The 20,356-nt window shown below is 71.3% G+C and carries 19 protein-coding genes; 7 read left to right on the forward strand and 12 right to left on the reverse strand.

Annotation, left to right across the window (positions count from 1 at the left end):
- The first annotated feature begins 22 nt into the window (after positions 1 to 22).
- Positions 23 to 718, forward strand: a complete 696-nt coding sequence (locus IA22_RS0110900) for a phosphatase PAP2 family protein (RefSeq protein WP_014157739.1) — start codon at positions 23 to 25, stop codon at positions 716 to 718.
- A 142-nt stretch (positions 719 to 860) separates the two neighbouring features.
- Positions 861 to 1,040: a hypothetical protein gene (locus IA22_RS0110905; protein ID WP_030123485.1), complete on the forward strand. Its 180-nt coding sequence runs from the start codon at positions 861 to 863 to the stop codon at positions 1,038 to 1,040.
- 182 nt (positions 1,041 to 1,222) lie between these two features.
- Here the strand turns inward: IA22_RS0110905 and IA22_RS0110910 are convergent, their stop codons facing one another.
- Positions 1,223 to 2,713, reverse strand: coding sequence for an LVIVD repeat-containing protein (locus IA22_RS0110910; protein ID WP_014157737.1), 1,491 nt, complete (start codon positions 2,711 to 2,713; stop codon positions 1,223 to 1,225).
- Positions 2,714 to 2,894: 181 nt separating this feature from the next.
- Between IA22_RS0110910 and IA22_RS0110915 the strand changes: the two genes are divergently transcribed.
- A complete protein-coding gene (locus IA22_RS0110915) occupies positions 2,895 to 3,551 on the forward strand; it encodes a DUF305 domain-containing protein (RefSeq protein WP_030123486.1) in 657 nt (218 codons plus the stop codon).
- 103 nt (positions 3,552 to 3,654) lie between these two features.
- Positions 3,655 to 5,028, forward strand: coding sequence for an FAD-dependent oxidoreductase (locus IA22_RS0110920; protein WP_015576080.1), 1,374 nt, complete (start codon positions 3,655 to 3,657; stop codon positions 5,026 to 5,028).
- Here IA22_RS0110920 and IA22_RS0110925 read toward each other — a convergent pair.
- The 8 genes from IA22_RS0110925 to IA22_RS0110965 form a co-directional block, all read right to left on the reverse strand.
- On the reverse strand, positions 4,993 to 5,424 hold the full coding sequence (locus tag IA22_RS0110925; RefSeq protein WP_202432886.1) for an ArsR/SmtB family transcription factor: 432 nt from the start codon (positions 5,422 to 5,424) through the stop codon (positions 4,993 to 4,995). The two genes, IA22_RS0110920 and IA22_RS0110925, sit on opposite strands and share 36 nt — an antisense overlap.
- A 21-nt stretch (positions 5,425 to 5,445) precedes the next feature.
- Positions 5,446 to 6,174 (reverse strand): class I SAM-dependent methyltransferase, encoded by a 729-nt coding sequence (locus IA22_RS0110930; RefSeq protein WP_014157733.1) that lies wholly within the window; start codon positions 6,172 to 6,174, stop codon positions 5,446 to 5,448.
- Positions 6,175 to 6,203: 29 nt separating this feature from the next.
- Complete coding sequence (locus IA22_RS0110935; protein WP_014157732.1) at positions 6,204 to 7,304, reverse strand: NADH:flavin oxidoreductase/NADH oxidase; 1,101 nt, start codon at positions 7,302 to 7,304, stop codon at positions 6,204 to 6,206.
- A 132-nt stretch (positions 7,305 to 7,436) separates the two neighbouring features.
- Positions 7,437 to 7,856 carry a hypothetical protein gene (locus tag IA22_RS0110940; RefSeq protein ID WP_030123487.1) on the reverse strand — a complete coding sequence of 140 codons (420 nt, stop codon included), beginning with the start codon at positions 7,854 to 7,856 and terminating at the stop codon, positions 7,437 to 7,439.
- A 274-nt stretch (positions 7,857 to 8,130) separates the two neighbouring features.
- A complete protein-coding gene (locus IA22_RS0110950) occupies positions 8,131 to 10,533 on the reverse strand; it encodes a beta-xylosidase/alpha-l-arabinosidase (protein ID WP_015576083.1) in 2,403 nt (800 codons plus the stop codon).
- A gap of 51 nt (positions 10,534 to 10,584) precedes the next feature.
- On the reverse strand, positions 10,585 to 11,484 hold the full coding sequence (locus IA22_RS0110955) for a carbohydrate ABC transporter permease (RefSeq protein ID WP_030123488.1): 900 nt from the start codon (positions 11,482 to 11,484) through the stop codon (positions 10,585 to 10,587).
- 4 nt (positions 11,485 to 11,488) lie between these two features.
- Complete coding sequence (locus IA22_RS0110960; RefSeq protein WP_015576084.1) at positions 11,489 to 12,418, reverse strand: carbohydrate ABC transporter permease; 930 nt, start codon at positions 12,416 to 12,418, stop codon at positions 11,489 to 11,491.
- A 2-nt stretch (positions 12,419 to 12,420) separates the two neighbouring features.
- Complete coding sequence (locus IA22_RS0110965) at positions 12,421 to 13,665, reverse strand: extracellular solute-binding protein (RefSeq protein WP_030123489.1); 1,245 nt, start codon at positions 13,663 to 13,665, stop codon at positions 12,421 to 12,423.
- Positions 13,666 to 13,880: 215 nt separating this feature from the next.
- Between IA22_RS0110965 and IA22_RS0110970 the strand changes: the two genes are divergently transcribed.
- From IA22_RS0110970 to IA22_RS0110980, 3 genes are all read left to right on the forward strand, one after another.
- Positions 13,881 to 14,942: a LacI family DNA-binding transcriptional regulator gene (locus IA22_RS0110970; RefSeq protein ID WP_014157726.1), complete on the forward strand. Its 1,062-nt coding sequence runs from the start codon at positions 13,881 to 13,883 to the stop codon at positions 14,940 to 14,942.
- 8 nt (positions 14,943 to 14,950) lie between these two features.
- A complete protein-coding gene (locus tag IA22_RS0110975) occupies positions 14,951 to 15,490 on the forward strand; it encodes a GNAT family N-acetyltransferase (RefSeq protein ID WP_015576086.1) in 540 nt (179 codons plus the stop codon).
- Positions 15,491 to 15,641: 151 nt separating this feature from the next.
- Positions 15,642 to 16,727 carry a WD40/YVTN/BNR-like repeat-containing protein gene (locus IA22_RS0110980; RefSeq protein WP_030123491.1) on the forward strand — a complete coding sequence of 362 codons (1,086 nt, stop codon included), beginning with the start codon at positions 15,642 to 15,644 and terminating at the stop codon, positions 16,725 to 16,727.
- A gap of 83 nt (positions 16,728 to 16,810) precedes the next feature.
- On the opposite strand, the gene IA22_RS0110985 is transcribed toward IA22_RS0110980, so the two are convergent.
- From IA22_RS0110985 to IA22_RS0110995, 3 genes are all read right to left on the reverse strand, one after another.
- Positions 16,811 to 17,227, reverse strand: a complete 417-nt coding sequence (locus tag IA22_RS0110985) for a universal stress protein (protein ID WP_014157723.1) — start codon at positions 17,225 to 17,227, stop codon at positions 16,811 to 16,813.
- A 1-nt stretch (position 17,228) separates the two neighbouring features.
- Positions 17,229 to 18,722, reverse strand: coding sequence for an APC family permease (locus IA22_RS0110990; protein WP_030123492.1), 1,494 nt, complete (start codon positions 18,720 to 18,722; stop codon positions 17,229 to 17,231).
- 124 nt (positions 18,723 to 18,846) lie between these two features.
- Positions 18,847 to 20,067 carry a saccharopine dehydrogenase family protein gene (locus IA22_RS0110995; RefSeq protein WP_030123493.1) on the reverse strand — a complete coding sequence of 407 codons (1,221 nt, stop codon included), beginning with the start codon at positions 20,065 to 20,067 and terminating at the stop codon, positions 18,847 to 18,849.
- Between the last annotated feature and the right edge of the window lie 289 nt (positions 20,068 to 20,356).

A 20,356-nucleotide genomic window follows, 5' to 3' on the forward strand; every position in this document is an offset into this window, starting at 1 on the left:
CTCGTGGACGAGGATCGTCCCCATGCACTCCCCTCCCCTCCCCCCGCGGCCCCGGTCCCTCCTCCTGATCACCGGCCTCGTCGGCGCCTCCCTGTCCCTCGTCCTGCTCGTGCTGGTCACGGTCCGCTGGTCGCCCCTGATGTCGCTGGACACCACGGTGGCCGAGTCCCTGCACCGCAACGCGGTGAGCGAACCGGGGCTGGTCCACGTCAACCGGGTACTGACGGACTGGGTGTGGGACCCCTGGACCATGCGCGTCCTGACGGCGGTCGTCGTCATCGCTCTGTGGTGGCGCGGGTCACGGCTGCTCGCCGGGTGGGTGGCCGCGACCAGTCTGCTCGCCACACTCGTCCAGCAGGGGCTGAAGGCCGCCGTGGGCAGGGAGCGGCCCCGGTGGCTCGACCCGGTGGACTCGGCGCACTACGCGGCCTTCCCCTCGGGGCACGTCATGACCGCCGTGGTGACCTGTGGGCTGCTGATGTGGCTGCTGCGTCTGCACGGGGCGCAGCAGGCCGTGGTGTGGGGTGCGCTGGTGCTCGCCGTGATCTCGGTGGCCGGCGTGGCCTTCACACGCGTCTACCTGGGCGTGCACTGGTTGAGCGACGTGGTGGGCGGAGTGCTGCTGGGCGGCACCGTGGTCGCACTCTCCGTGGCCGGCTACGACGGATACGCCCGTCGCTCCCGGCGGCGGTCCGGTGACGAGGGGAGCCGCTCGTAGCTTCACCGCGGCCGACGCGTGGCTGCGCGCCGTCGGGGACACCGGGATTCCGCTGTTCGTGAAGAATTCCGGGAGAGGGTGTGAGCGATATCCCTGCGCTCGTGGGGGTCCGGCGGCCCGGCAGGGGTTTAGTTTGGTGGACATGTCCCCGTACCCGAACACGTCTGCCACCCCACGCACCGCTTCCGAGGTCAACGAACAGATCCGCACGCTCTGGCAGCGTGCGGGCGGGCTGCTGTCCCCGGAGGACGAGACGGAGTACCAGCTCCTGCTGGTGGAGTGGGCGGCTGCCTCGGGTACGAGCGTGCGGCCGGCCGCCTGAGCGACCGGTCCGCCGCGTCCGGCTGATCCCCCGCATCGCCGGAATCGGTGCTGCGGCGTGTCCTCGCCCCGCCCGCGGGTCGATGAGACGGACGTGCCCCGCCGGGTGTCGACCTCCCCGGCGGGGCACTTCTCGTCACTGCGTGCGAACCCTGGCACTCGCCGCTCGGGCGAAACCCTGGATCAGCGGTCGAAGTAGTCCGGCTGCGTCTGCACGTTGAGCTCCGGCAGCCGCACCTTCTTCGCCGGGTCGGTCCGCCGGTCGTCGAGCTTCAGGACGTCGAAGCCCTTGGCGATGTCGTTGGAGTAGATGTAGCCGTTGTAGTAGTACGCCGACCACGGGCCGGCCGTGGTGACCGCGTCCGTGGAGACCGGACCGCGCTCGAAGTAGGCGATCTCCTCGGGCTTCGAGGAGTCGGTGAAGTCCCACACGGAGACCCCGCCCTGGTACCAGGCCTGGACCATGATGTCGCGGCCCTTGACCGGGATGATCGAGCCGTTGTGCGCGACACAGACCTCGGTGTCCGCCTGCGGGCGGTCGATCTTGAAGTAGCTGCGGAAGACCAGCTTGCGGTGGTCGCCCCGGCCCTTGATGTCGTAGACGCCGTCGGCCCCGCGGTTCGGGCCGATCTCGTCGTTGCAGGTGGCCGCGCCGCCGCCGCCGAGCTCGTCGGTGAACACGACCTTGTCGGCGTCCTGGTTGAAGGTCGCGGAGTGCCAGAACGCGAAGTTCACGTTGTCCTGGACACGGTCGATGATCTTCGGGTTCTCCGGGTCCTTGATGGAGAACAGCAGACCGTCACCCATGCACGCGCCTGCCGCCAGGTCCTTCGACGGCAGAACGGTGATGTCGTGGCATCCGGTGGTCTTCGAGACGCCGGGGTTGGTCGGCGCGCCCGGGTTGCCGCCGTCCGGGAAGAGCACCGGGAAGTTGACGATCCGGGAGTCCTCGGGGGCGTTCCGCGGCACCTTGATGACGGAGATACCGTCGTGCGGCGGCTGGCAGTCCGGGAACGTCTCGTTCGGCGAGTACGACGAGACGTACACGTAGACGTTCTTGCGCTCCGGGATGATCGTGTGGGTGTGCGAACCACACGCGGTCTCGACGGCCGCGACGTACTTCGGGTTGCGCTTGTCGCTGATGTCGAAGACCTTCATGCCCTCCCAGGAGGACTTCTCCGTGGCCGGCTGGGTGGTGCTGGCACACGAGTTGTCACTGCGCGAGGAGTCGGTCGACAGGAAGAGCAGGTTCCCCGAGACCGAGATGTCGTTCTGGGAACCGGGGCACAGGACCTGGGCCACGGTCCTCGGCTTCTTCGGGTTGCGGATGTCGAAGATCCGGAAGCCGTCGTAGTTCCCGGCGTAGGCGTAGCTGCCCTGGAAGGCCAGGTCCGTGTTGAGCCCCTGGAGCGCGTCCTTGGGGACGTTCGTGAGGTGCTCGATGTTCGCGCTGTGGACGATCTCGTCCACCCCGGGTATCTCGCCGCTCTCGATGGCGGCTCTGGCTTCCGCCTGCTCACTCACGGAAACACCGCTGCGTGTGGTGGCGGTGTCGCCCGGATCGGGTGTCGCGGCCGCGGGTCCGGCCGTGAACAGCGTGGCGATGAGCCCGGCCGCGGCTGCCGCCACACCCAGACGTCTGCGCCGCACGCTGGTGGTGTGCAACGAGGTCACTGCGTCCTCCCTTGTTTCCGTTCGTCGAAGAACGGCTATCGGACCCCGGCAGTATCGTCCCTCTCATGTACACACCAACAGATGGCAACAGAGACGTAATGAAAGTTTTTGATCTTTGGCCGGTGGTAGGTGTTAGGACGGTCTGCAACACATTCATGTGCCCATGGAGGTCGCCGTGTTGATGTCCCGTCGGACCGCGCCCGCCCGCTCGGCCGCTCTCCTGGCCACGGTCGTGGCCGCTGTTCTCGCGCTGAGCGGGTGCGACGGGGGTGGCGCCGAGGCGAAGGCCGGGACGGACGAGGGCCCTGCGATCGTGGCGCCCGGCAAGCCCGGCGAGCCGGCCAGGACGCTGTCGGCCGAGGAGGCCGTCAAGGCCGCCGGGACCGACACACCCAACTCCGCCGACTTCCGCTACGCACGCATGATGATCGAACATCACGAACAGGCCCTGGTGCTGACCGCTCTCGTGCCCGGCCGGGCGGCCTCCTCGTCGGTCGAACGGCTCGCCGAGCGCATATCGGCTGCCCAGAAGCCGGAGATCGGCGCGATGGAGGGCTGGCTGAAGAACAACGGCGGGGACAAGCGCGAGGAGTCGCACGACCACTCCGCGATGCCGGGCATGGCCACCGAGCAGCAGATCGAGGAGCTGGGTGCCGCACGGGGGAAGGCCTTCGACCGGATGTTCCTCGAGCTGATGATCACGCACCACCAGGGTGCGGTCACCATGGCGACCGAGGCCCTGGCCGACGGCAACAACGTCCTGGTGGAGGAGATGGCCAACGACGTCGTCGCCCAGCAGACCGTGGAGATCGACCGGATGCGCGGGCTGATGACCTGAGACCGGGAGAACCCCGCGGGGCCGCGGTGCCGGGCCCGCGCGCCTCTGCACGCCCCGTCCCGGCGGTGCCATGCTGGAGGGAGCCTGCGGGAGGAGGTGCGCCGTGCTCCGTGTCGCCGTCGTCGGTTCGGGTCCCAGCGGGGTCTACACGGCCCAGGAGTTGCTGCGGCAGTCGCGGGTGCCCGAGGTGCGGGTGCACGTACTGGACCGGCTGCCCACGCCGTACGGTCTGGTCCGCTACGGCGTGGCCCCGGACCACGAGAAGATCAAGTCGCTGCAGAGCAGTCTCCGGACGGTCCTGGAGGACGACCGGATCACCTTCGCCGGCCATGTCGAGGCGGGCGGGGCCGGCGGGGTGTCACCCGCCCGGCTCAAGGAGCTGTACCACGCGGTGGTCTACTGCGTCGGGGCGGCGGCCGACCGGCCGCTCTCCGTTCCCGGGGAGGGGCTGCCGGGAAGTTTCTCCGCCACGGAGTTCGTCTCCTGGTACAGCGCCCACCCGGACGCGGCCGCCGGGGACTTCGCCCTCCTGGCCCGCTCCGTCGTGGTGATCGGGGTCGGCAACGTGGCGGTCGACGTCGCCCGGATGCTCGCGCGCGGTGCCGCGGAACTGCGGGGCACGGACGTGCCGCGGGCCGCTCTCGACATGCTGGGGGCGAGCCGGGTGCGGGAGGTCCACCTCGTCGGCAGGCGCGGCCCGTCGGCGGCCAGGTTCACCACCAAGGAGCTGCGCGAGCTCGGTGCGCTCCCCCGGGCACGGATCGTCGTGGACGGGGCGGAGCTGGCGCTCGACCCGGCCTACGCCGCCTCGGCGGCGGGCGCCGGGGAACCGCCGCCCGCCGTGGTGCGGCGCAACCTGGACGTGCTGCGCGGGTGGGCGGGGGCCCCGCCGCACGCGACGGCCGACGGGGAGCGCCGCATCCGCCTGCGGTTCTTCCTGCGTCCGGTCGAACTGCTGGAGAGGCAGGGCAGGGTGGCGGGGGTGCGGTTCGCACGGACGGCTCCGGACGGTTCCGGGGGCGTGCGGGACACCGGGGAGTACGAGGACATCGAGGCGCAGTTGGTCCTGCGCGCCGTGGGATACCGGGGGACGCCTCTGCCGGGGCTGCCCTTCGACCCCGTGCACGGCACCGTGCCCCATGTGGCGGGCCGGGTGGTCAGGGACGGCAGGACGTCTCCCGGGGAGTACGTCGCCGGGTGGATCAAGCGCGGCCCCACCGGGGTGATCGGTTCGAACAGGTCGTGTGCCAAGGAGACGGTCGCCTCCCTGGTCGAGGACGCGCCGCTTCTCCTCGGGCGGGAGGTCCCCGCCGATCCGCTGGCTGTTCTCCGGGACCAGGGGCTGCGGCCGGTGGAGTGGGACGGATGGCTCTCCATCGAGCGCGCGGAATCCGCACTGGGGCGCTCGCTGGGGCGCGGGCGGGTGAAGATCCCCGACTGGTCAGGGCTGCTCGACGCGGCCCGCGGCGGTCCCTGACAGCGCCACGGAGGACGCGTCGGCGCCGCCGAGGCGCCGGGCCTGCAGGTCCGCTCCGCGCAGGACGCTGTCGAGCAGGCCGGGGAAGAGCGCGTCCAGGTCCTCGGTCCGTACGCAGCTCAGTTTGGCCGTGCCCCGGTAGAACTGGGTGATGACGCCGTTCTCGCGGAGCACCCTGAAATGGTGCGTGGTGGTGGACTTGGACACCGGGAGATCGAAGTGGGAGCAGGCCTGTTCGTCGGCCGCTGCGGCCAGCTGGAGCACGATCCGCAGCCTGATGGGATCGGCCAGCGCGTGGAGCACGCCCTCGACGCGGATCTCGTCGCGCGAGGGGTGGGCGAGCACGCGAGAGGCGTTCGTCGTCACGGTGGCTCCAGTTCGGACCGGGGACTCCATTGTACGAGAGTCGTCGTAGTTTTATGGACGGGCCGCCACCACGAGCCGGACGCGAGGGCTTCCGTCAGGCCTCCGGCCGAACTCCTCCAGCGGCAGCAGCCGCACCGTGAATCCGGTCCCCACGAGGTCGTCCACCACCCCGGCGAGCGGGAAGGTGCGGTAGTACATCACGAAGGGCGGGCGCCACAGCGCGTTGCGCGCCCGCATGGCCAGGTCGAAGCCGAGCAGCGACCAGTACGCGCGGGACCCCACCGCGGGCGGGGCGCCCACCGGGAAGACGAACAGTCCGCCCGGCCGGAGCGCGGCATGGACCTGGCCGAACAGGCCGGGGCGCTCCTCCGGCAGGAAATGGCCGAACGCCCCGAAGCTGAGGGCCAGGTCGAAGGCGCGGGTGAACGGCAGGGCCAGGGCGTCCGCCCGGACCCAGTCCACCGGCGGGCCTCCGGTGGCCCCGGTGAGCCCGGCCCGGGCGACGTCGAGCATGCCGGCGCTGAAGTCGACGCCGGTCGCCCGCTCCCTGCAGAGCCCGCGCAGCACGCCGACGCCCGCCCCGGTGCCGCAGCAGACGTCCAGGCCCCGGTCGAACGGCCCGAGGGGCCGCACCGCGTCGCCGACGGCTTCGAGCACCCGGTCCGGGGTCCGGTAGGGCGTGCGGTCGAACTTCGGTGCGAGCAGGTCGTATCCCCGCATGGTCGAGGAGAGCGCCTGTACGGCCAGCTCGCGCAGCGTGGGGCCCTGAGGAGTGAACATCGCCGCTCAGCGTACCCACGGACGCCGCGTCACACCGCGTAGCCGTACGCTTCGGGCGCCCTGACGTCACCACCGAGCGCACGTGCGGCGTTGCGGGCGAAGTAGGGATCGCGCAGCAGTTCACGGCCGAGCAGGACGGCGTCGGCGCTGCCGTCCGCGAGGATCTTCTCCGCCTGAACGGGGTCGGTGATCAGCCCCACGGCGGCGACCGGGAGGCCCGTCTCCTTGCGCACGCGCTCTGCGAACGGCACCTGGTAGCCCGGCTCCACCGGGATCCGCGCCTTGGGCGCGAGCCCTCCGGTCGAGACGTCCAGCAGGTCGACGCCGTGCGCGAGCAGCTCACGTGCGAGGCGGACGGTGTCGTCGCCGGTCCATCCCTCGCGGGGATCGTCGGCGTTCTCGGTCAGCCAGTCGGTGGCGGAGATGCGGAAGAACAGGGGCAGTTCCTCGGGCCAGACCGCGCGCACGGCGTCCACGACCTCCAGCGCGAGGCGAACGCGGTTCTCGAAGGAGCCGCCGTAGGCGTCGGTGCGGTGGTTGCTGTGCGGGGAGAGGAACTGACCGATCAGATAGCCGTGCGCCCCGTGGATCTCGGCGACCCGGAATCCCGCGTCGAGCGCCCGGCGGGCCGCGTCGGCGAACTGGCGCACGACCTGCTGGATGTCCTCGGTGCTGAGCTCGTCGGGCACCGTGTGGCCCTCGTCGTATGCGAGAGGGCTCGGGGCGACGGGCTGCCAGCCCTCGGGGTGGTCGGTGGGGACGGGGCCGCCGCCCTGCCAGGGGCGACCGGTCGACGCCTTCCGCCCGGCGTGGGCGAGCTGGATGCCCGGCACGGTTCCCTGGCCTTCGAGGAAGGCGGTGATGCGACGGAAGGCGTCCACCTGGCGGTCGTTCCAGATGCCCAGGTCCGCGGCGCTGATCCGGCCCTCGGGGCTGACGGCGGTCGCCTCGACGAGCACGAGGCCGGTTCCGCCGGCGGCGCGCGACGCGTAGTGGGCGAAGTGCCAGTCGTTGGCCGCTCCCGTGTCGGGACCGGACGCCGCGGCACTGTACTGGCACATCGGCGCCATCCAGACGCGGTTGGGAACGGTCAGCGACCTCAGGACGTAGGGCTCGAACAGTGCGCTCACAAGGGGCTCCGATTCCACGGGAAGCGACGGGGCGCGACGGTCCGGCGCGCCGGACCGTCACTTCGTACGAGCATCACCGTACTACGAAAGACGCCGTACTACGACACCCGCCGTACTACGGCGTTCGTCGAACTATGAATCGGCCTGCCGCCTCCCATGGCGCAGCCTGCGCCGCAGCCGGATGGCGGCGTCGGCCTCGTACACCTGGCTCCAGCTGCGTCCGGCTCCGGATGTCCAGGTCACCTGGACGTTCGCCCCGTCCGCCCTGACCGCCTCCACCGTCATCAGCCGGTCCCCGTCCCGTACGTCGCCGCGCAGGAGGTCGCGGGCTTCGACGGTGACGGGCTCCGACTCCCGGGCGCTCTCCGCCTCGCCGGCCGCCGCGACGAGGGCCGCGGCGAGTTCCCTGGCGGCCGCCGGGGTGCAGGACCAAGCGGTGGGCGCCGAAGGACCTCCGATCAGCAGGCCGACCTGGAGAGGCCCTTCCACCGGCCCGGGAGTCACCTCCAGCGTCGCGCCGCGCCCCTCGGGGTCCCTGATCTCGATGCCCATGCCTGCCGCCTCCTCGTCCCGCCCCGGTCAGCTCGGCTCAGCTGGCCCGGAAGCTCTCCGGCGGCACCGGACCCGGATGACCGGGGCCGCCGGTGTCCACCACGAGGTTCTGGAGTACCACGGCCGGGCCGTCCCTCCGGAATCGAGGTGCGCCCGCACGGTGACCGGACCGGTCCGGCAGGCTTCCGTCACCGGGGTTCTCTTCGAAAGTTTCGGCTCCGCCCGGCACCCCTTGCGGAGAGCCGGGCGGGCCGGGGGCGCGCCGCCCCCGCGCTCACCTCCGTACGGCCGGCGCGCCGACGGAGACGTCGCACACCATGCGGCGCCGGTGGTCGACGGTCCGCTCGGGCCCGGTGAGGCGCAGTCGTACGGTGTGCTTGACGTCCGCGATGTCACTGGAGGTGGCGAAGCGCAGCTCCAGGCCACCGGGCTCGACGATCCGGCGCCCCCCGGCCCCGGTGAACGACGCCAGGTCGGCGTGGAAGCGGAATCCCACCCTGCGGGACTCCCCCGCCGCGAGCGGCACCCGGGCGTACCCGATCAGCCGGACCTCGGGGCGCGTGGTCTGGGCGACGGGGTCGTGGACGTAGAGCTGGACCACTTCGGCGCCGTCACGGTCGCCGGTGTTGCGGACCGTGATCGCGAGGTCGGTCTCCCCGTCGGTGGGCAGCTCGGCCGGCGCGTCCGCGTCGGCCTCCCAGGCGAACGAGGTGTACGAGAGCCCGTGGCCGAAGGGGTGGAGCGGGGTCGGGTCCAGGTTGCTGACCCCGTTGGCGCGGCCGAGCGGCGGCTGCAGATACGTCCACGGCTGACCGCCGGGATCCCTGGGCACGCCCAGGGGCAGACGGCCGGAGGGGTTGACCCGCCCCGAGAGCACGCCGGCGAGGGCGGGTCCGCCCTCCTCCCCGGGGAAGAACGCCTGCACACAGCCGGCCAGCCGGTCCGCCCACCCTCCGAGGGCGTACGTACGCCCCGTGAGCAGCACCAGGACCACCGGGGTCCCGGTCGCGAGCAACGCGTCCAGGAGGTCGCCCTGCAGACCGGGCAGTGCCAGGTCTGCGGCGTCGCAGCCCTCGCCGGAGGTTCCGCGGCCGAACAGTCCGGCCCGGTCCCCGAGCACGGCCACACAGACGTCCGCGCCGGCGGCCAGCGCCGCGGCGTCCTCGATCCCGGAGGCGTCCGTGCCGTCCACCTCGCAGCCCTGCGCGTGGCCGACGTCCCCGCCGGGGAACTCCTCCCGGAGTGCTTCCAGCACCGTCGGTACGACGATGCCCATGGGCGCGTCGGGGTGCTGGACCCCGACGTGGCTCGGGAAGGAGTAGCAGCCGAGCATGGCCAGCGGGTCGTCGGCGCGCGGGCCCACGACCGCGATCCGCCCGGTGCCGGCCAGCGGGAGCGCACCACCGGGGTTGGACAGCAGGACGCAGGAGCGTTCGGCGAGCAGCCGGGCCAGGGCACGGTTGCGCGGAGGGTCGAGGTCCACGGTGCCGCGCGCCCGCTCGGGGTCCACTCCGTCGAGCGCGGCGGGCAGGGTCTCCCGGTCCGGATCGAGCAGGCCGAGCTCGCACTTCTGCAGCAGGACCCTGCGCAGGGCACGGTCGACCAGCTCCTCGGCCACGAGTCCGGCACGTACGGCTGCGACCAGTTCGTCCCCGTAGCTGCGTACGGTGGGCAGCTCGACGTCCACCCCTGCCGTCAGGGCGAGGCGGGCGGCGTCGCCGCGGTTCTCGGCCACCCGGTGGAGGGTCTCCAGGAAGCCGATGCCGAAGTAGTCGGCGACGACCGTGCCGGTGAAGCCCCAGGTGTCCCTGAGGAGACCGGTGAGCAGGGCGGGGTCGGCGGCGACGGGCACTCCGTCGATCTCGGCGTACGAGTGCATCACCGAGCGGGGGCCGCCCTCGCGGACCGCCATCTCGAACGGCGGGAGGATCACGTCGGCCATCTCCCGGGCCCCGGCCCGGACCGGCGAGAGGTTGCGTGCGCCGGCCGACGCGGAGTAGCCCGCGAAGTGCTTGAGCGTGGCGACGACCCCGGAGGACTCCAGTCCGCGGACGTACGCCGTGCCGATGGTCGCGACCAGGTAGGGGTCCTCGCCGATGGTCTCCTCGACGCGGCCCCAGCGCAGGTCACGCACCACGTCCAGGACGGGGGCGAGCCCTTGGTGGACACCCACGGACCGCATGTCGCTGCCGATGCGGTGCGCCATCTCGGCGACCAGCTCCGGGTCCCAGGCCGCCCCCCAGGCGAGCGGCACCGGGTAGGCGGTGGCGCCCCAGGCGGTGAAGCCGGCCAGGCACTCCTCGTGGGCGAGCGCCGGCACGCCGAACCGGCCCGCCTCCACGATCCTGGCCTGGGCGCGGGCCAGCGAGACGGCGCCGACTCCCGGGTCCACCGGGGCGGAGCCGAACGGACGGGTGAGCTGGCCGAGTCCGCGGGTGGTGATGTCCTCGAGGTCGACCGGGTCGACCATGTCGTTCTGGTGCGGTGCGACACCGTCGCCCTCGGCATCGGCGCCCACCCAGATTCCGTACAGCTGGGCGGCCTTCTCCTCGAGCGTCATCCGGGCCGCCAGGTCGGCCACCCTCACCTCGGGGTCGAGCGAGGGGTCACGCCACGGGCCGTCGACGACGGGGGACGGATCGGACCGGCGGGCCTGCGGGGCAGGGTGGATTGCCATGGCGGCAGGGTTCCTCTCATGAGTGCTGTGGTGCGGGGCGGCGTCGGTGTGCTACTTGCCGCCCACCCCCATCAGTCCGTTGATCAGCGCCCGCCGGGCCACGAGGTACACGGCGAAGATGGGTATGACGGAGAGGACGATCGCTGCCAGTACCGCGGGGATGTTCACTCCGAACTGGCTCATGAAGTTGAACAGTCCGAGTGTCAGTACACGCCGCTCCTCCGACTGCGTGAGGATCAGCGGGAACAGGAAGCCGTTCCACGCCTGCAGCGCGGAGAAGATCGCGACGGTGCTGATCCCCGCTCTGGAGAGCGGAACCGCCAGTTGCCACAGCATGCGTACGGGCGAGGCGCCGTCGAGGGCCATCGCCTCGTACATCTCCTCGGAGACGTCACGCATCGTGCCGCTGAGCACGAGGACCGCGACGGGCATCGCGAAGGCCGCGGTGGGCAGGACGATCGCCCACAGGGTGTCGTACAGCCCCAGCTTTCCGATCATCAGGTAGAGCGGGACGATCACCGCCTGCGCCGGGATCGCCACGCCGAGCAGGAAGGTACGGAAGGCGAGGGACGAGAGGCGGCTGCGGGTGCGCACCCCCACGTAGGCCACCGGGACCGAGAGCACCAGCACGATGGCCACCGTGGCCACGGCCACGATCGCGGTGTTCCCGATCAGCGTGAGGAAGCCGCTGTCCAGCACGGTGCGGTAGTTCTCGAACGTCGGGTCCGTGGGGAGCGCCAGCGGGTCGCCGTTCAGCGCCTCGTCCTGACGCATCAGCGACGCGGAGACCAGGGTGTAGAGCGGCACCAGGACGACGAGGAGCCAGATCAGCGAGCCGAAGCCGGCCACCGGGTTGCCCAGGGGCCTGCGCCGGCGGGCCGGGCGGCCACGACGCGGGGCGGCCGGTACCGTGCGGTGCCGTGCCGCGGAGGGGCGGGTGTCGATCGACATCTCGTCACATACCTTCCCGGGTGGACCGCATGGACCCGAAGCCGCTGAGGCGGACCATGAGCAGCGAGATACTGGTGGCCACCACGACGAGTGCGGTGGCGACGGCCGCCGCGTAGCCGAGGTCGTAGGTCTGGAAGCCGGTCCGGTACATCAGGTAGGGCAGGATCGTCGTGTCCGTGCCGGGACCGCCCTTGGTCATGATGAGCACCGTGTCGAAGTAGGTCAGCGAGCCGACGATCATCAGGACGGACGAGGTCGTCATCGTGTGGCGCAGCTGCGGCAGCGTGATGTGGAGGAACTGCCGCACGAGGCCCGCGCCGTCGATCGAGGCCGCCTGGTAGAGGACTTCCGGGATCTGCCGGGCGCCCCCCTGGTAGATCAGCGTGTGGAAGGGCATGAACTGCCAGCCGCCGACGAAGGCGACCACGAGCAGGGCGCCGGTGGACGAGCCCATGACGTTGGGATCGATGCCGAGCCAGGGTCCGATCGTCCGGACCACACCGAAGTTCGGGTCGAGCAGGGCGTGGAACAGCATCGCGATCGCGGTGGTGGACAGCAGCAGCGGGATGAAGAAGATCGCGGACAGGAACGCCCGGCCGCGCTGACGGCCCGCCGCCCACACGCCCAGCAGCAGGGCCACCGGGGTCTGGAAGAGCCAGCTGATCGTGGTGAGCAGGAGGCTCAGCCAGGCGGCCTGGCCGAACTCGGAGTCCTTGAAGAGCCGGGTCCAGTTGTCCAGCCCTGTCAGGGTCGGGGAGTCGAGCCCGTCCCAGGTGCAGAAGGAGAGGTAGACGGCGATCGCCAGGGGGACGATCGCGAAGACGGCGAAGAAGAGGATGCCCGGGACGGCCCAGGCGACCGGCGGGCGGCCGACGTCGCCGACGGCCGCCTTTCCGGCTCCCCGCCTCTTCGCGACCGGAGTGGGGTGCGGCATGGTTACTTCGCGGCCTTCATCGCTTCGACGAACTGCTCGGGGGTGGTCTTGCCGGCGAACAGCTTGCTGATCTCCGTGAGCAGCGGCGTGGCGTACTGGGCTTCGAGTGCCTGGTCCCACGACAGGGTGAAGCTCGGGGCCTTCCGCACCATGTCGTACTGGTCGGTGGCGAACTGCGGGTTGGGGGAACCGCTCAGCATCGAGGCGGCGCCGGAGGTGGTGGGGACGTCACCGTTGTCGACGAGGGCCTGGGCGTAGGTCTGCGACGCCATCGTCTTCAGGAACGCGACGGCGGTGTCCTTGTGCTTGGTCCGGGCGTTGACCGACCAGTAGTTGGTGGGGTTGCCCACCACGTTCGCGGGATCCCCCACTCCGCCGGCGACCGTCGGGAAGGCGGTCCAGCCGAGGTCCTTCTTCGCGAACTCGGGAGCCTTGCCCAGCTGGGTCGAGTACTCCCACGAGCCCATGAGGTGCATGGCGGCCTTGCCCTTGTTCAGCAGGGTCGGGGCGCCGCCGTTGCCGTAGTCGACCGAGTTGAAGTTCTTGCCGAACGCGCCATCGTCGATCAGCTCCTTGACGGTCCGAGCCGTCTTGAGCACCGCCGGGTCGCCCCATCCCTGGGTGTCGCCGTCCTGGATCTTCCGGAACACCTCGGGGCCGCCGATCCGGTCCAGCAGGTACTCCATCCACATCAGTTCGGGCCACTTGTCGGACCCGCCGAGTGCGAACGGGGTGATTCCGGCGTCCTTGAAGGTCTTGATGGCGGCCTGGAGCTCCTCCCAGGTCCTGGGCGGCTCGATCTTGTGCTCGGCGAAGAGGGCCTTGTTGTAGAAGAGCATCACGGGCTGCATGCCGCGCATGGGTACCCCGTAGACCTTCCCCTCGAGACCGCCCGCGGTCATGATCGACGGGAGGAAGCCGTCCTTGAGGGTGGCGTCGTTCTCGATCGTGGACGTCAGGTCCACCAGGTCCCCGGAGTCGACGTACGGCTTGATGGAACCGCCGCCCCAGTTGAAGAAGACGTCGGGGGCGCTGGGCGAACCCATCGCGCTGCGCAGCTTGTTGACGTAGTCGGTGCCGGGGACCGACACCAGCTTCACCTTGACCTTCGAGGTCTTGTTGAAGGTGTCGACCGCGGCCTGCTGAACCTTGACGGCGTCATCCCCGTACACGTAGGCGGTGAGGGTGCCGCTGTCGCTCCCGCCGCTTCCCGATCCGCAGCCGGCCAGCACTCCGGCCATGACCATTGCCGCACCCGCCGCGGCCCATCTCGTCGTACGTGTGCCCTGAGTGAATATCCCCGACCGCATGACCGCACCCTCTGTCGAATGTTTCGGCTTGCCTTTCGAATGTTGCCGGAACCGTACGGTCGCGTTTCGGACCCGTCAAGGGGGCAGGAGCAAGGTTTTATGAACCCTGTCCACACGCGTTCCCAGGGCGTCCGGGGGGCTACGATTCATGCATGAGCCCTGCAAAGGTCCAGCCCCCACAGGAGAAGGCGTCCGTCGACGAGCCGTCGGAGAGCACCGCCACGCTGGCGGAGATCGCCCGAGCGGCCGGAGTTTCGGCTCCGACAGTTTCGAAGGTGCTGAACGGCCGCGCCGACGTCGCCCCCGGTACACGCACGAGGGTGGAGGAACTGTTGCTGCGCCACGGCTACCGCCGCAGGCGTGGCGCCTCCCAGCAGTCCCAGCTCATCGACCTGGTCTTCCACGAGCTGGACAGCGCCTGGGCCATGGAGGTCGTCCGGGGCGTCGAGAACGTCGCCAGGGAGGAGGGCCTCAGTCTGGTCCTCTCGGAGAGCGCGGGCCGGCTCACCCCCGGACAGACGTGGGTGGACGGTGTCCTGGCCCGTCGCCCGGCCGGGGTGATCCTGGTGCTCTCGGACCTCGACGCGGCCCAGCGCGCCCAGTTGACCAGCCGCTCCATCCCCTTCGTGGTCGTCGATCCGGCGGGCGACCCGGGGGACGACATCCCGTCGGTCGGGGCGGCCAACTGGCAGGGCGGGCTCGCGGCCACCCGGCATCTGACGGGACTGGGGCACCGGCGCGTCGGCATCATCGGCGGGCCGGCCCGCATGATGTGCAGCCGCGCGCGCCTGGACGGCTACCGCGCCGCCCTGGAGACCTCCGGTGTGCCGATGGATCCCGAGCTGGTCCGGGAGGGCGAGTTCAACCACGAGGACGGCTACACGGCGGCCCTGGAACTGCTGCGGCTGCCCGAACCGCCGACGGCGGTCTTCGCCGGGAACGACCTCCAGGCACTCGGTGTCTACGAGGCGGCGCGCGAGCTGGGGCTGCGCATCCCGGAGGACCTCAGCGTGGTCGGCTTCGACGACCTGCCCCTCACCCGCTGGATCGGTCCGCCCCTCACCACGGTGCGCCAGCCGCTCATAGAGATGGCGGAGACCGCGGCCCGGCTGGTCCTGGACCTCGGCCGCGGCAGGCAGCCCGCGACCACCCGCGTGGACCTGGCGACCAGCCTGGTGGTCCGCAGCAGCACCGCTCCGCCGGCACAGCGGTAGGACGCGGTATGACTCCCCGCCTGCTCACGGAACGGCTGGAGCTGACCACGTACGTCCCGGCCGACGAGGAGGAGTTCGTCGCACTGTTCCAGGACGGGCGCGTCTCCCGCTGGATGGGGGACGGTGTCTCCGCCGCGGCCGAGGACCGCGCGCTGTTCCGGCGGATCTTCACCGACGTGTACCCGCGGGAGCGGTTCGACGTATGGGCGGTGCGCCTCCGTACCGCGCCGGGGATCGTCGGTCACGCCGAGATCAAACCGACGCGGGAGTCGGGCGGTCACGAGATCGTCTACGCGCTCGCCCCCGCCCTCTGGGGCAGGGGGCTCGGCACGGAGCTCGCCACGGCTCTGGTCGGCTACGGATTCGGCCCGCTCGGCCTGCGGGCCGTGCACGCCACGGTCGCCGCGGAGAACGACGCCTCGTCGCGGCTGCTGCGCCGCATCGGCTTCCGGTGGGTGCGGGACCTCACGGAGGCCGACGGGAGCACCACCCGGCTGCTGACCCGGTCACGCGGCGAAACCGCCCCGGAGGAGGCGCCGGGCCGGTGAGTCCCCGGCCCCGCGGACGAGGCGCCCCGCACGGCCGGTACCCCGCAGCGACGGCACCGGCCCGGGCCGGTGCCGTCGCTGCGGACCGTTGTCAGTGGCGGGGTGCAGACTGACCCGTGTCCGGCACAAAGGCGTCTCGGGAGGTCCTGTCATGACCGACGTACTGCTCACCGTGGGCACCCGCAAGGGGCTCTTCCTCGGCCGCAGGCGCGGCGGGCAGTGGGAGTTCGGTGATCCGCACTTCAACGCCCAGGCGATCTACTCGATCGCGATCGACACCCGCGGCGCGACACCCCGGCTCCTGGTCGGCGGGGACAGCGCGCACTGGGGCCCGTCCGTCTTCCACTCGGACGACCTGGGCGCGAGCTGGGTGGAGCCGAAGCAACCCGCGGTGAGGTTCCCGCGGTTCACCGACGCGTCGCTGGAGCGGGTCTGGCAGCTGCACCCCGCGGGCCCGGAGGCCCCCGACGTCGTCTACGCGGGGACCGAACCGGCCGCGCTCTTCAGGTCGGACGACCGCGGCGAGTCCTTCGAGCTGGTCAGACCGCTCTGGGAGCACCCGACCCGTTCCAGGTGGGTTCCGGGCGGGGGCGGTGAGGGCCTCCACACGATCCTGACCGACCCGAGGGACGCCCGGGCGGTGACCGTGGCCGTGTCCACGGCGGGCGTGTTCCGCACCGAGGACGGCGGGGAGCGCTGGGACCCGTCCAACAAGGGCGTCTCCGCCGTGTTCCTGCCGGACCCCGATCCCGAGTTCGGCCAGTGCGTCCACAAGGTCACCCGGGACGCCGCCGACCCCGACCGTCTCTACCTGCAGAACCACTGGGGCGTGTTCCGCAGCGACGACGCCGGGAAGCGCTGGAAGGACATCGGCGCCGGCCTGCCGTCGGACTTCGGCTTCGCCGCCGCGGCGCACCCGCACCGCGCGGACACCTGCTACGTCTTCCCGATCAACGCCGACGCCGACCGCGTCCCGGCCGGCCATCGCTGCCGCGTCTACCGCACACGGGACGCGGGCGGGACCTGGGAGCCGCTGACCCGCGGCCTTCCGGACGGCGACCACTACGGCACGGTGCTGCGCGACGGACTCTGCACGGACGACGCCGACCCGGCCGGCGTCTACTTCGGCAACCGCAACGGCGAGGTGTACGCGAGCGCGGACGACGGCGACAGCTGGCAGCAGCTCCTCTCGCACCTGCCCGACGTGCTGTGCGTGCGGGCGGCGGTGATCGGCTGACGAGGCGGGGCGCAGGCCGGCCGGCGGGGCGAGCACCGCGGTCGGAGGACCGGCGCACCCGGCCCGGCCCGCCCCTCCGCGCCTCACGCCTCGGTCGGTACGCAGAGCACCGGCACGGTCGACAGGTGCAGGAGCTTGTGCGGGGTGGAGCCGAGCAGCGCCCCCCGGATCGGGCTCTCGCCCCAGCTGCCCACCACGATGACCCTGGCCCCGTACCGCGAGGCGGCTTCGATCAGGGCCTGGGCCGGGCTCAGGTCGATGACCTCGACCGTGGCGGACACGCCTGCCGCCTCGGCAGAGGCGACGCCGTGCTCCAGTCCCGCGCGCCCGGCCTGGGCGATGGCCTCGTAGTGGGCCCGGTACTCCTCGCCGGTGGGGCCGGGGGGCGCCGCTCCGTAGACGAGGACCAGCCGCTCGTCGAACGCGGCGGCCACGTCGATCGCCACCCGCAGGGCACGCGCGGCACCCGGGGACTCGTCGTAGCCGAGGACCACGGACATCTCAGGACTCCTTGCCGTGCACGAGGCCGGGGTCGACGACACCTCGGCGTTCGTGCCAGAACGACGGCGTGCGGAAGCGCAGCACGACCATGATCACCACGCCCATGAGGCTGATGCAGATACCGATGACGAGCGGTGGGCCGAGCCCGAACCAGGAGGTTCCGCTGTAGGAGTTCGCCGGGTCGGACATGTCCATGATCGACCGGACGAGCAGCCAGGTCAGCAGACCGGCGCCGACCACGGGGCCGAGGCCGATGAGGAGGAAGTTTCGCATGCTCTCCGTCAGATGGCGGCGGTAGTAGACCGCGCAGGCCACCCCCGTGAGCGCGTAGTAGAACGCGATGAGCAGGGACAGCGCGGTCAGCGAGTCGAAGAGGGCGTTCTCGCTGATCTGGCTGACGACGAGATACCAGGCGATGGCGATGGCGGCCACCCACCACGTACTCACGTCCGGTGTGCGGAACCGTGGGCTGATCCGGGCGAAGTGAGCGGGGAGCGCACGGCGCCGGGCCATGGAGAGCGCGGTGCGCGACGCGGGGATGATGGTGGTCTGCGTCGAGGCGAGCGCCGACGTCGCGACCGCGAGCAGCACGATCCAGTCCCAGCCCCCCATGACCTCGCGGGCGAGCAGGGCGAAGATGAACTCCTCCTCCCCCGCGTTCTCCGCCAGGTACGCGGTTCCGGCGAACGCGACGACCGCGAAGCCGACGGACAGGTAGGTCACCAGCAGGATGACCGTCGACCACACGCCGGCCTTCCCGGGGGCGCTCGCGGAGTCCTCGACCTCCTCGGTGAGGTTGACGGCCGACTCCCAGCCCCAGTAGATGAACACACCCAGCAGCAGACCACTCGTCAGCGCCGCGCCGCCCGCCCCGAAGGGGTTGAGCCACTCGGCCGAGGGTCTGACGGAGTCGAACGACGTCGTGCCCGCGTAGACGCGGTAGAGGGCGACGATCACGAACACCAGGAGGAACGCCACCTGGGCCAGGATCAGGACGTTCTGGACCTTGGCGGACAGCTCGGTCCCGATGACACACAGACCGGTCATCACCACGATCAGCAGCACGGTGAGCAGTTGGCGGACAAAGGTGTTCTCCGCCCAGCTGTCGAGTCCGACGGCGAGGAGCCCGAAGCTGACGGCGATGTCCGCCAGCGAGCCCACCACGAGCACACCGGTCATCGCGATCGCCCAGCCGCCGAGCCATCCGGCCCACGGCCCCATGGCCCGCGTCACCCAGGAGAACGTCGTCCCGCAGTCCTGGTCGGCCTTGTTCAGGTAGTAGAAGGCCGAGGCGATGAAGAGCATCGGCACGAAGGACGCGAAGAGGACCCCGGGTGCGTAGATGCCCACGAGGGCGACGATCGGACCGATCACCGCGGCCACGGAGTAGGCGGGGGACGTGGCGTTCAGTCCGATGACCAGCGCGTCGACGAAACCGATCGCGTCCGGCTTCAAGCTAGCCGGCGGCGCTGATCCGGCACGGTCCTCTGCCATGCTCCCTCGCTCGGGTCACAGGCCTGAAGTAAAGGCGGAATATTTCCTTCCACATGCTAGGGAGGCCGGTTCCGGTGCGCACGTCCGGTGCCGGCCGCTCCGGGCCGGACGCACGCGGCCGGCGTCACTGCTCGCGCATGCCCCACGGAGTTCCGTACTCGGTCAGCAGGTCGAGGAACGGCCGGGGAGGCATGGCCTCCGGCCCCAGCACCCCGCTGCCGCCCCAGACACCGCCGGCGAGGAGTTCGAGGGCGGCGACGGGGTTGATCGCCGTCTGCCAGACCACGGCCTGGGAGCCGTACTCGCGCATCGACCACTGGTTGTCGACCACGTGGTACAGGTAGACCTCTCGGGGCCTCCCGTCCTTGACGCCCTTCACCCAGGTGCCCGCGCACGTCTTCCCGTGCATGCGCTCCCCGAGTCCGGCCGGGTCGGGCAGACATGCCGCCACGACGTCGCGGGGCGAGACCATGACGTCGCCGGCACCGCTCTTCACCGACACCGGTTCCGTACGGTCGAGGCCCAGCTTGTGGAGTGTGCGCAGCACCCCGATGAACTCGTCGCCCAGCCCGTACTTGAACGTGACGCGCCGGGCGTCGAGCCGACGCGGGACGAGCAGCACCTCCTCGTGCTCGACGTTGACGCACTCGACGGGCCCGATGCCCTCCGGGAAGTCGAAGACCTCCGGATCACTGAAGGGCTCGGTGGTGAACCAGCCCCGCCCCTTCTCGTAGACGACCGGCGGGTTCAGGCACTCCTCGATGGTCGTCCAGATGTTGAAGGACGGCGCGAAGTCGTAGCCGTCCACCGTCAGATCGGCGCCGTCACGGATTCCGATCTCATCGATCTCGTCGAACAGGTCGTCGGAGGCGTAGCGGGCGAACACGTCCGACAGGCCGGGCTCCACCCCCATCCCGACCAGCGCGAGCCGTCCGGCGGCCTCCCAGTCGGCGGACCGGTCGAACTGCGCGTCCCCGAGTTTGACACCGCACTCCTGGTAGGGGCGGGACGGATGGGGCCGGGACAGGGACATGGCCATGTCGAGATAGTGCACGCGGTGGGCGAGGGCCGCCTCGAACAGGGGCATGACGAACCGGGGATCGGTGGCGTTGAGCAGCACGTCGCAGCGGTGCTCCTCCAGGGCGGCGCGCACGGCCGCCGGATCCGAGGCGTCCAGCCGCAGTGCGCCGAAGCGGGCGCCGCTCTCCCCGAGCGCCGCGACGGCGCTCTCCGCCCGGGCCATGTCGTAGTCGGCGACCGCCATGTAATCGAAGAAGGGGCGACGGGCCGCGATCCGGGTGATCGCCGTACCCACGCCCCCTGCGCCGACCAGGAGGACACGCATGGGACACCACTCCTCTGCTGCTTCCGCCGCGGCGACGGGGCCGCCCGGCCGGTCCGGTGGAGTGGGGACGCTAACAGCCGCGCCGCCCTGCGGTGGACGACTCGTCGGGGCGGTGTCCCGCGTCCGGTCCATCCGCGCCGGGCACCGCCACCCGTACGGACTCCCGGCCCGGGCGGTCCGGGATCGTCGCGCCGCCGGAGAAGAGGCCGGCCCCACCGGCGGGGGGGGTGCCGGTGGGGCCGGGTGCTCGCGGAGACACGGGAGGGGGTGTGCCTCAGGAGCTCGGGTC

This window comes from Kitasatospora papulosa (assembly GCF_000717245.1).
In the GTDB taxonomy this organism is placed as follows: Bacteria; Actinomycetota; Actinomycetes; order Streptomycetales; family Streptomycetaceae; genus Streptomyces; species Streptomyces papulosus.

Bases quoted from the DNA above. Each gene is read 5' to 3' on its own strand.
- IA22_RS0110915 (WP_030123486.1), top strand. From the start codon at position 2,895: ATGTCCCGTCGGACCGCGCCCGCCCGCTCGGCCGCTCTCCTGGCCACG.
- IA22_RS0110940 (WP_030123487.1), bottom strand. From the start codon at position 7,856: ATGGGCATCGAGATCAGGGACCCCGAGGGGCGCGGCGCGACGCTGGAG.
- IA22_RS0110975 (WP_015576086.1), top strand. From the start codon at position 14,951: ATGACTCCCCGCCTGCTCACGGAACGGCTGGAGCTGACCACGTACGTC.
- IA22_RS0110995 (WP_030123493.1), bottom strand. From the start codon at position 20,067: ATGCGTGTCCTCCTGGTCGGCGCAGGGGGCGTGGGTACGGCGATCACC.
- IA22_RS0110925 (WP_202432886.1), bottom strand. From the start codon at position 5,424: ATGGAGTCCCCGGTCCGAACTGGAGCCACCGTGACGACGAACGCCTCT.
- IA22_RS0110970 (WP_014157726.1), top strand. From the start codon at position 13,881: ATGAGCCCTGCAAAGGTCCAGCCCCCACAGGAGAAGGCGTCCGTCGAC.
- IA22_RS0110980 (WP_030123491.1), top strand. From the start codon at position 15,642: ATGACCGACGTACTGCTCACCGTGGGCACCCGCAAGGGGCTCTTCCTC.
- IA22_RS0110985 (WP_014157723.1), bottom strand. From the start codon at position 17,227: ATGTCCGTGGTCCTCGGCTACGACGAGTCCCCGGGTGCCGCGCGTGCC.
- IA22_RS0110990 (WP_030123492.1), bottom strand. From the start codon at position 18,722: ATGGCAGAGGACCGTGCCGGATCAGCGCCGCCGGCTAGCTTGAAGCCG.
- IA22_RS0110905 (WP_030123485.1), top strand. From the start codon at position 861: ATGTCCCCGTACCCGAACACGTCTGCCACCCCACGCACCGCTTCCGAG.
- IA22_RS0110900 (WP_014157739.1), top strand. From the start codon at position 23: ATGCACTCCCCTCCCCTCCCCCCGCGGCCCCGGTCCCTCCTCCTGATC.
- IA22_RS0110950 (WP_015576083.1), bottom strand. From the start codon at position 10,533: ATGGCAATCCACCCTGCCCCGCAGGCCCGCCGGTCCGATCCGTCCCCC.
- IA22_RS0110930 (WP_014157733.1), bottom strand. From the start codon at position 6,174: ATGTTCACTCCTCAGGGCCCCACGCTGCGCGAGCTGGCCGTACAGGCG.
- IA22_RS0110955 (WP_030123488.1), bottom strand. From the start codon at position 11,484: ATGTCGATCGACACCCGCCCCTCCGCGGCACGGCACCGCACGGTACCG.
- IA22_RS0110960 (WP_015576084.1), bottom strand. From the start codon at position 12,418: ATGCCGCACCCCACTCCGGTCGCGAAGAGGCGGGGAGCCGGAAAGGCG.
- IA22_RS0110965 (WP_030123489.1), bottom strand. From the start codon at position 13,665: ATGGTCATGGCCGGAGTGCTGGCCGGCTGCGGATCGGGAAGCGGCGGG.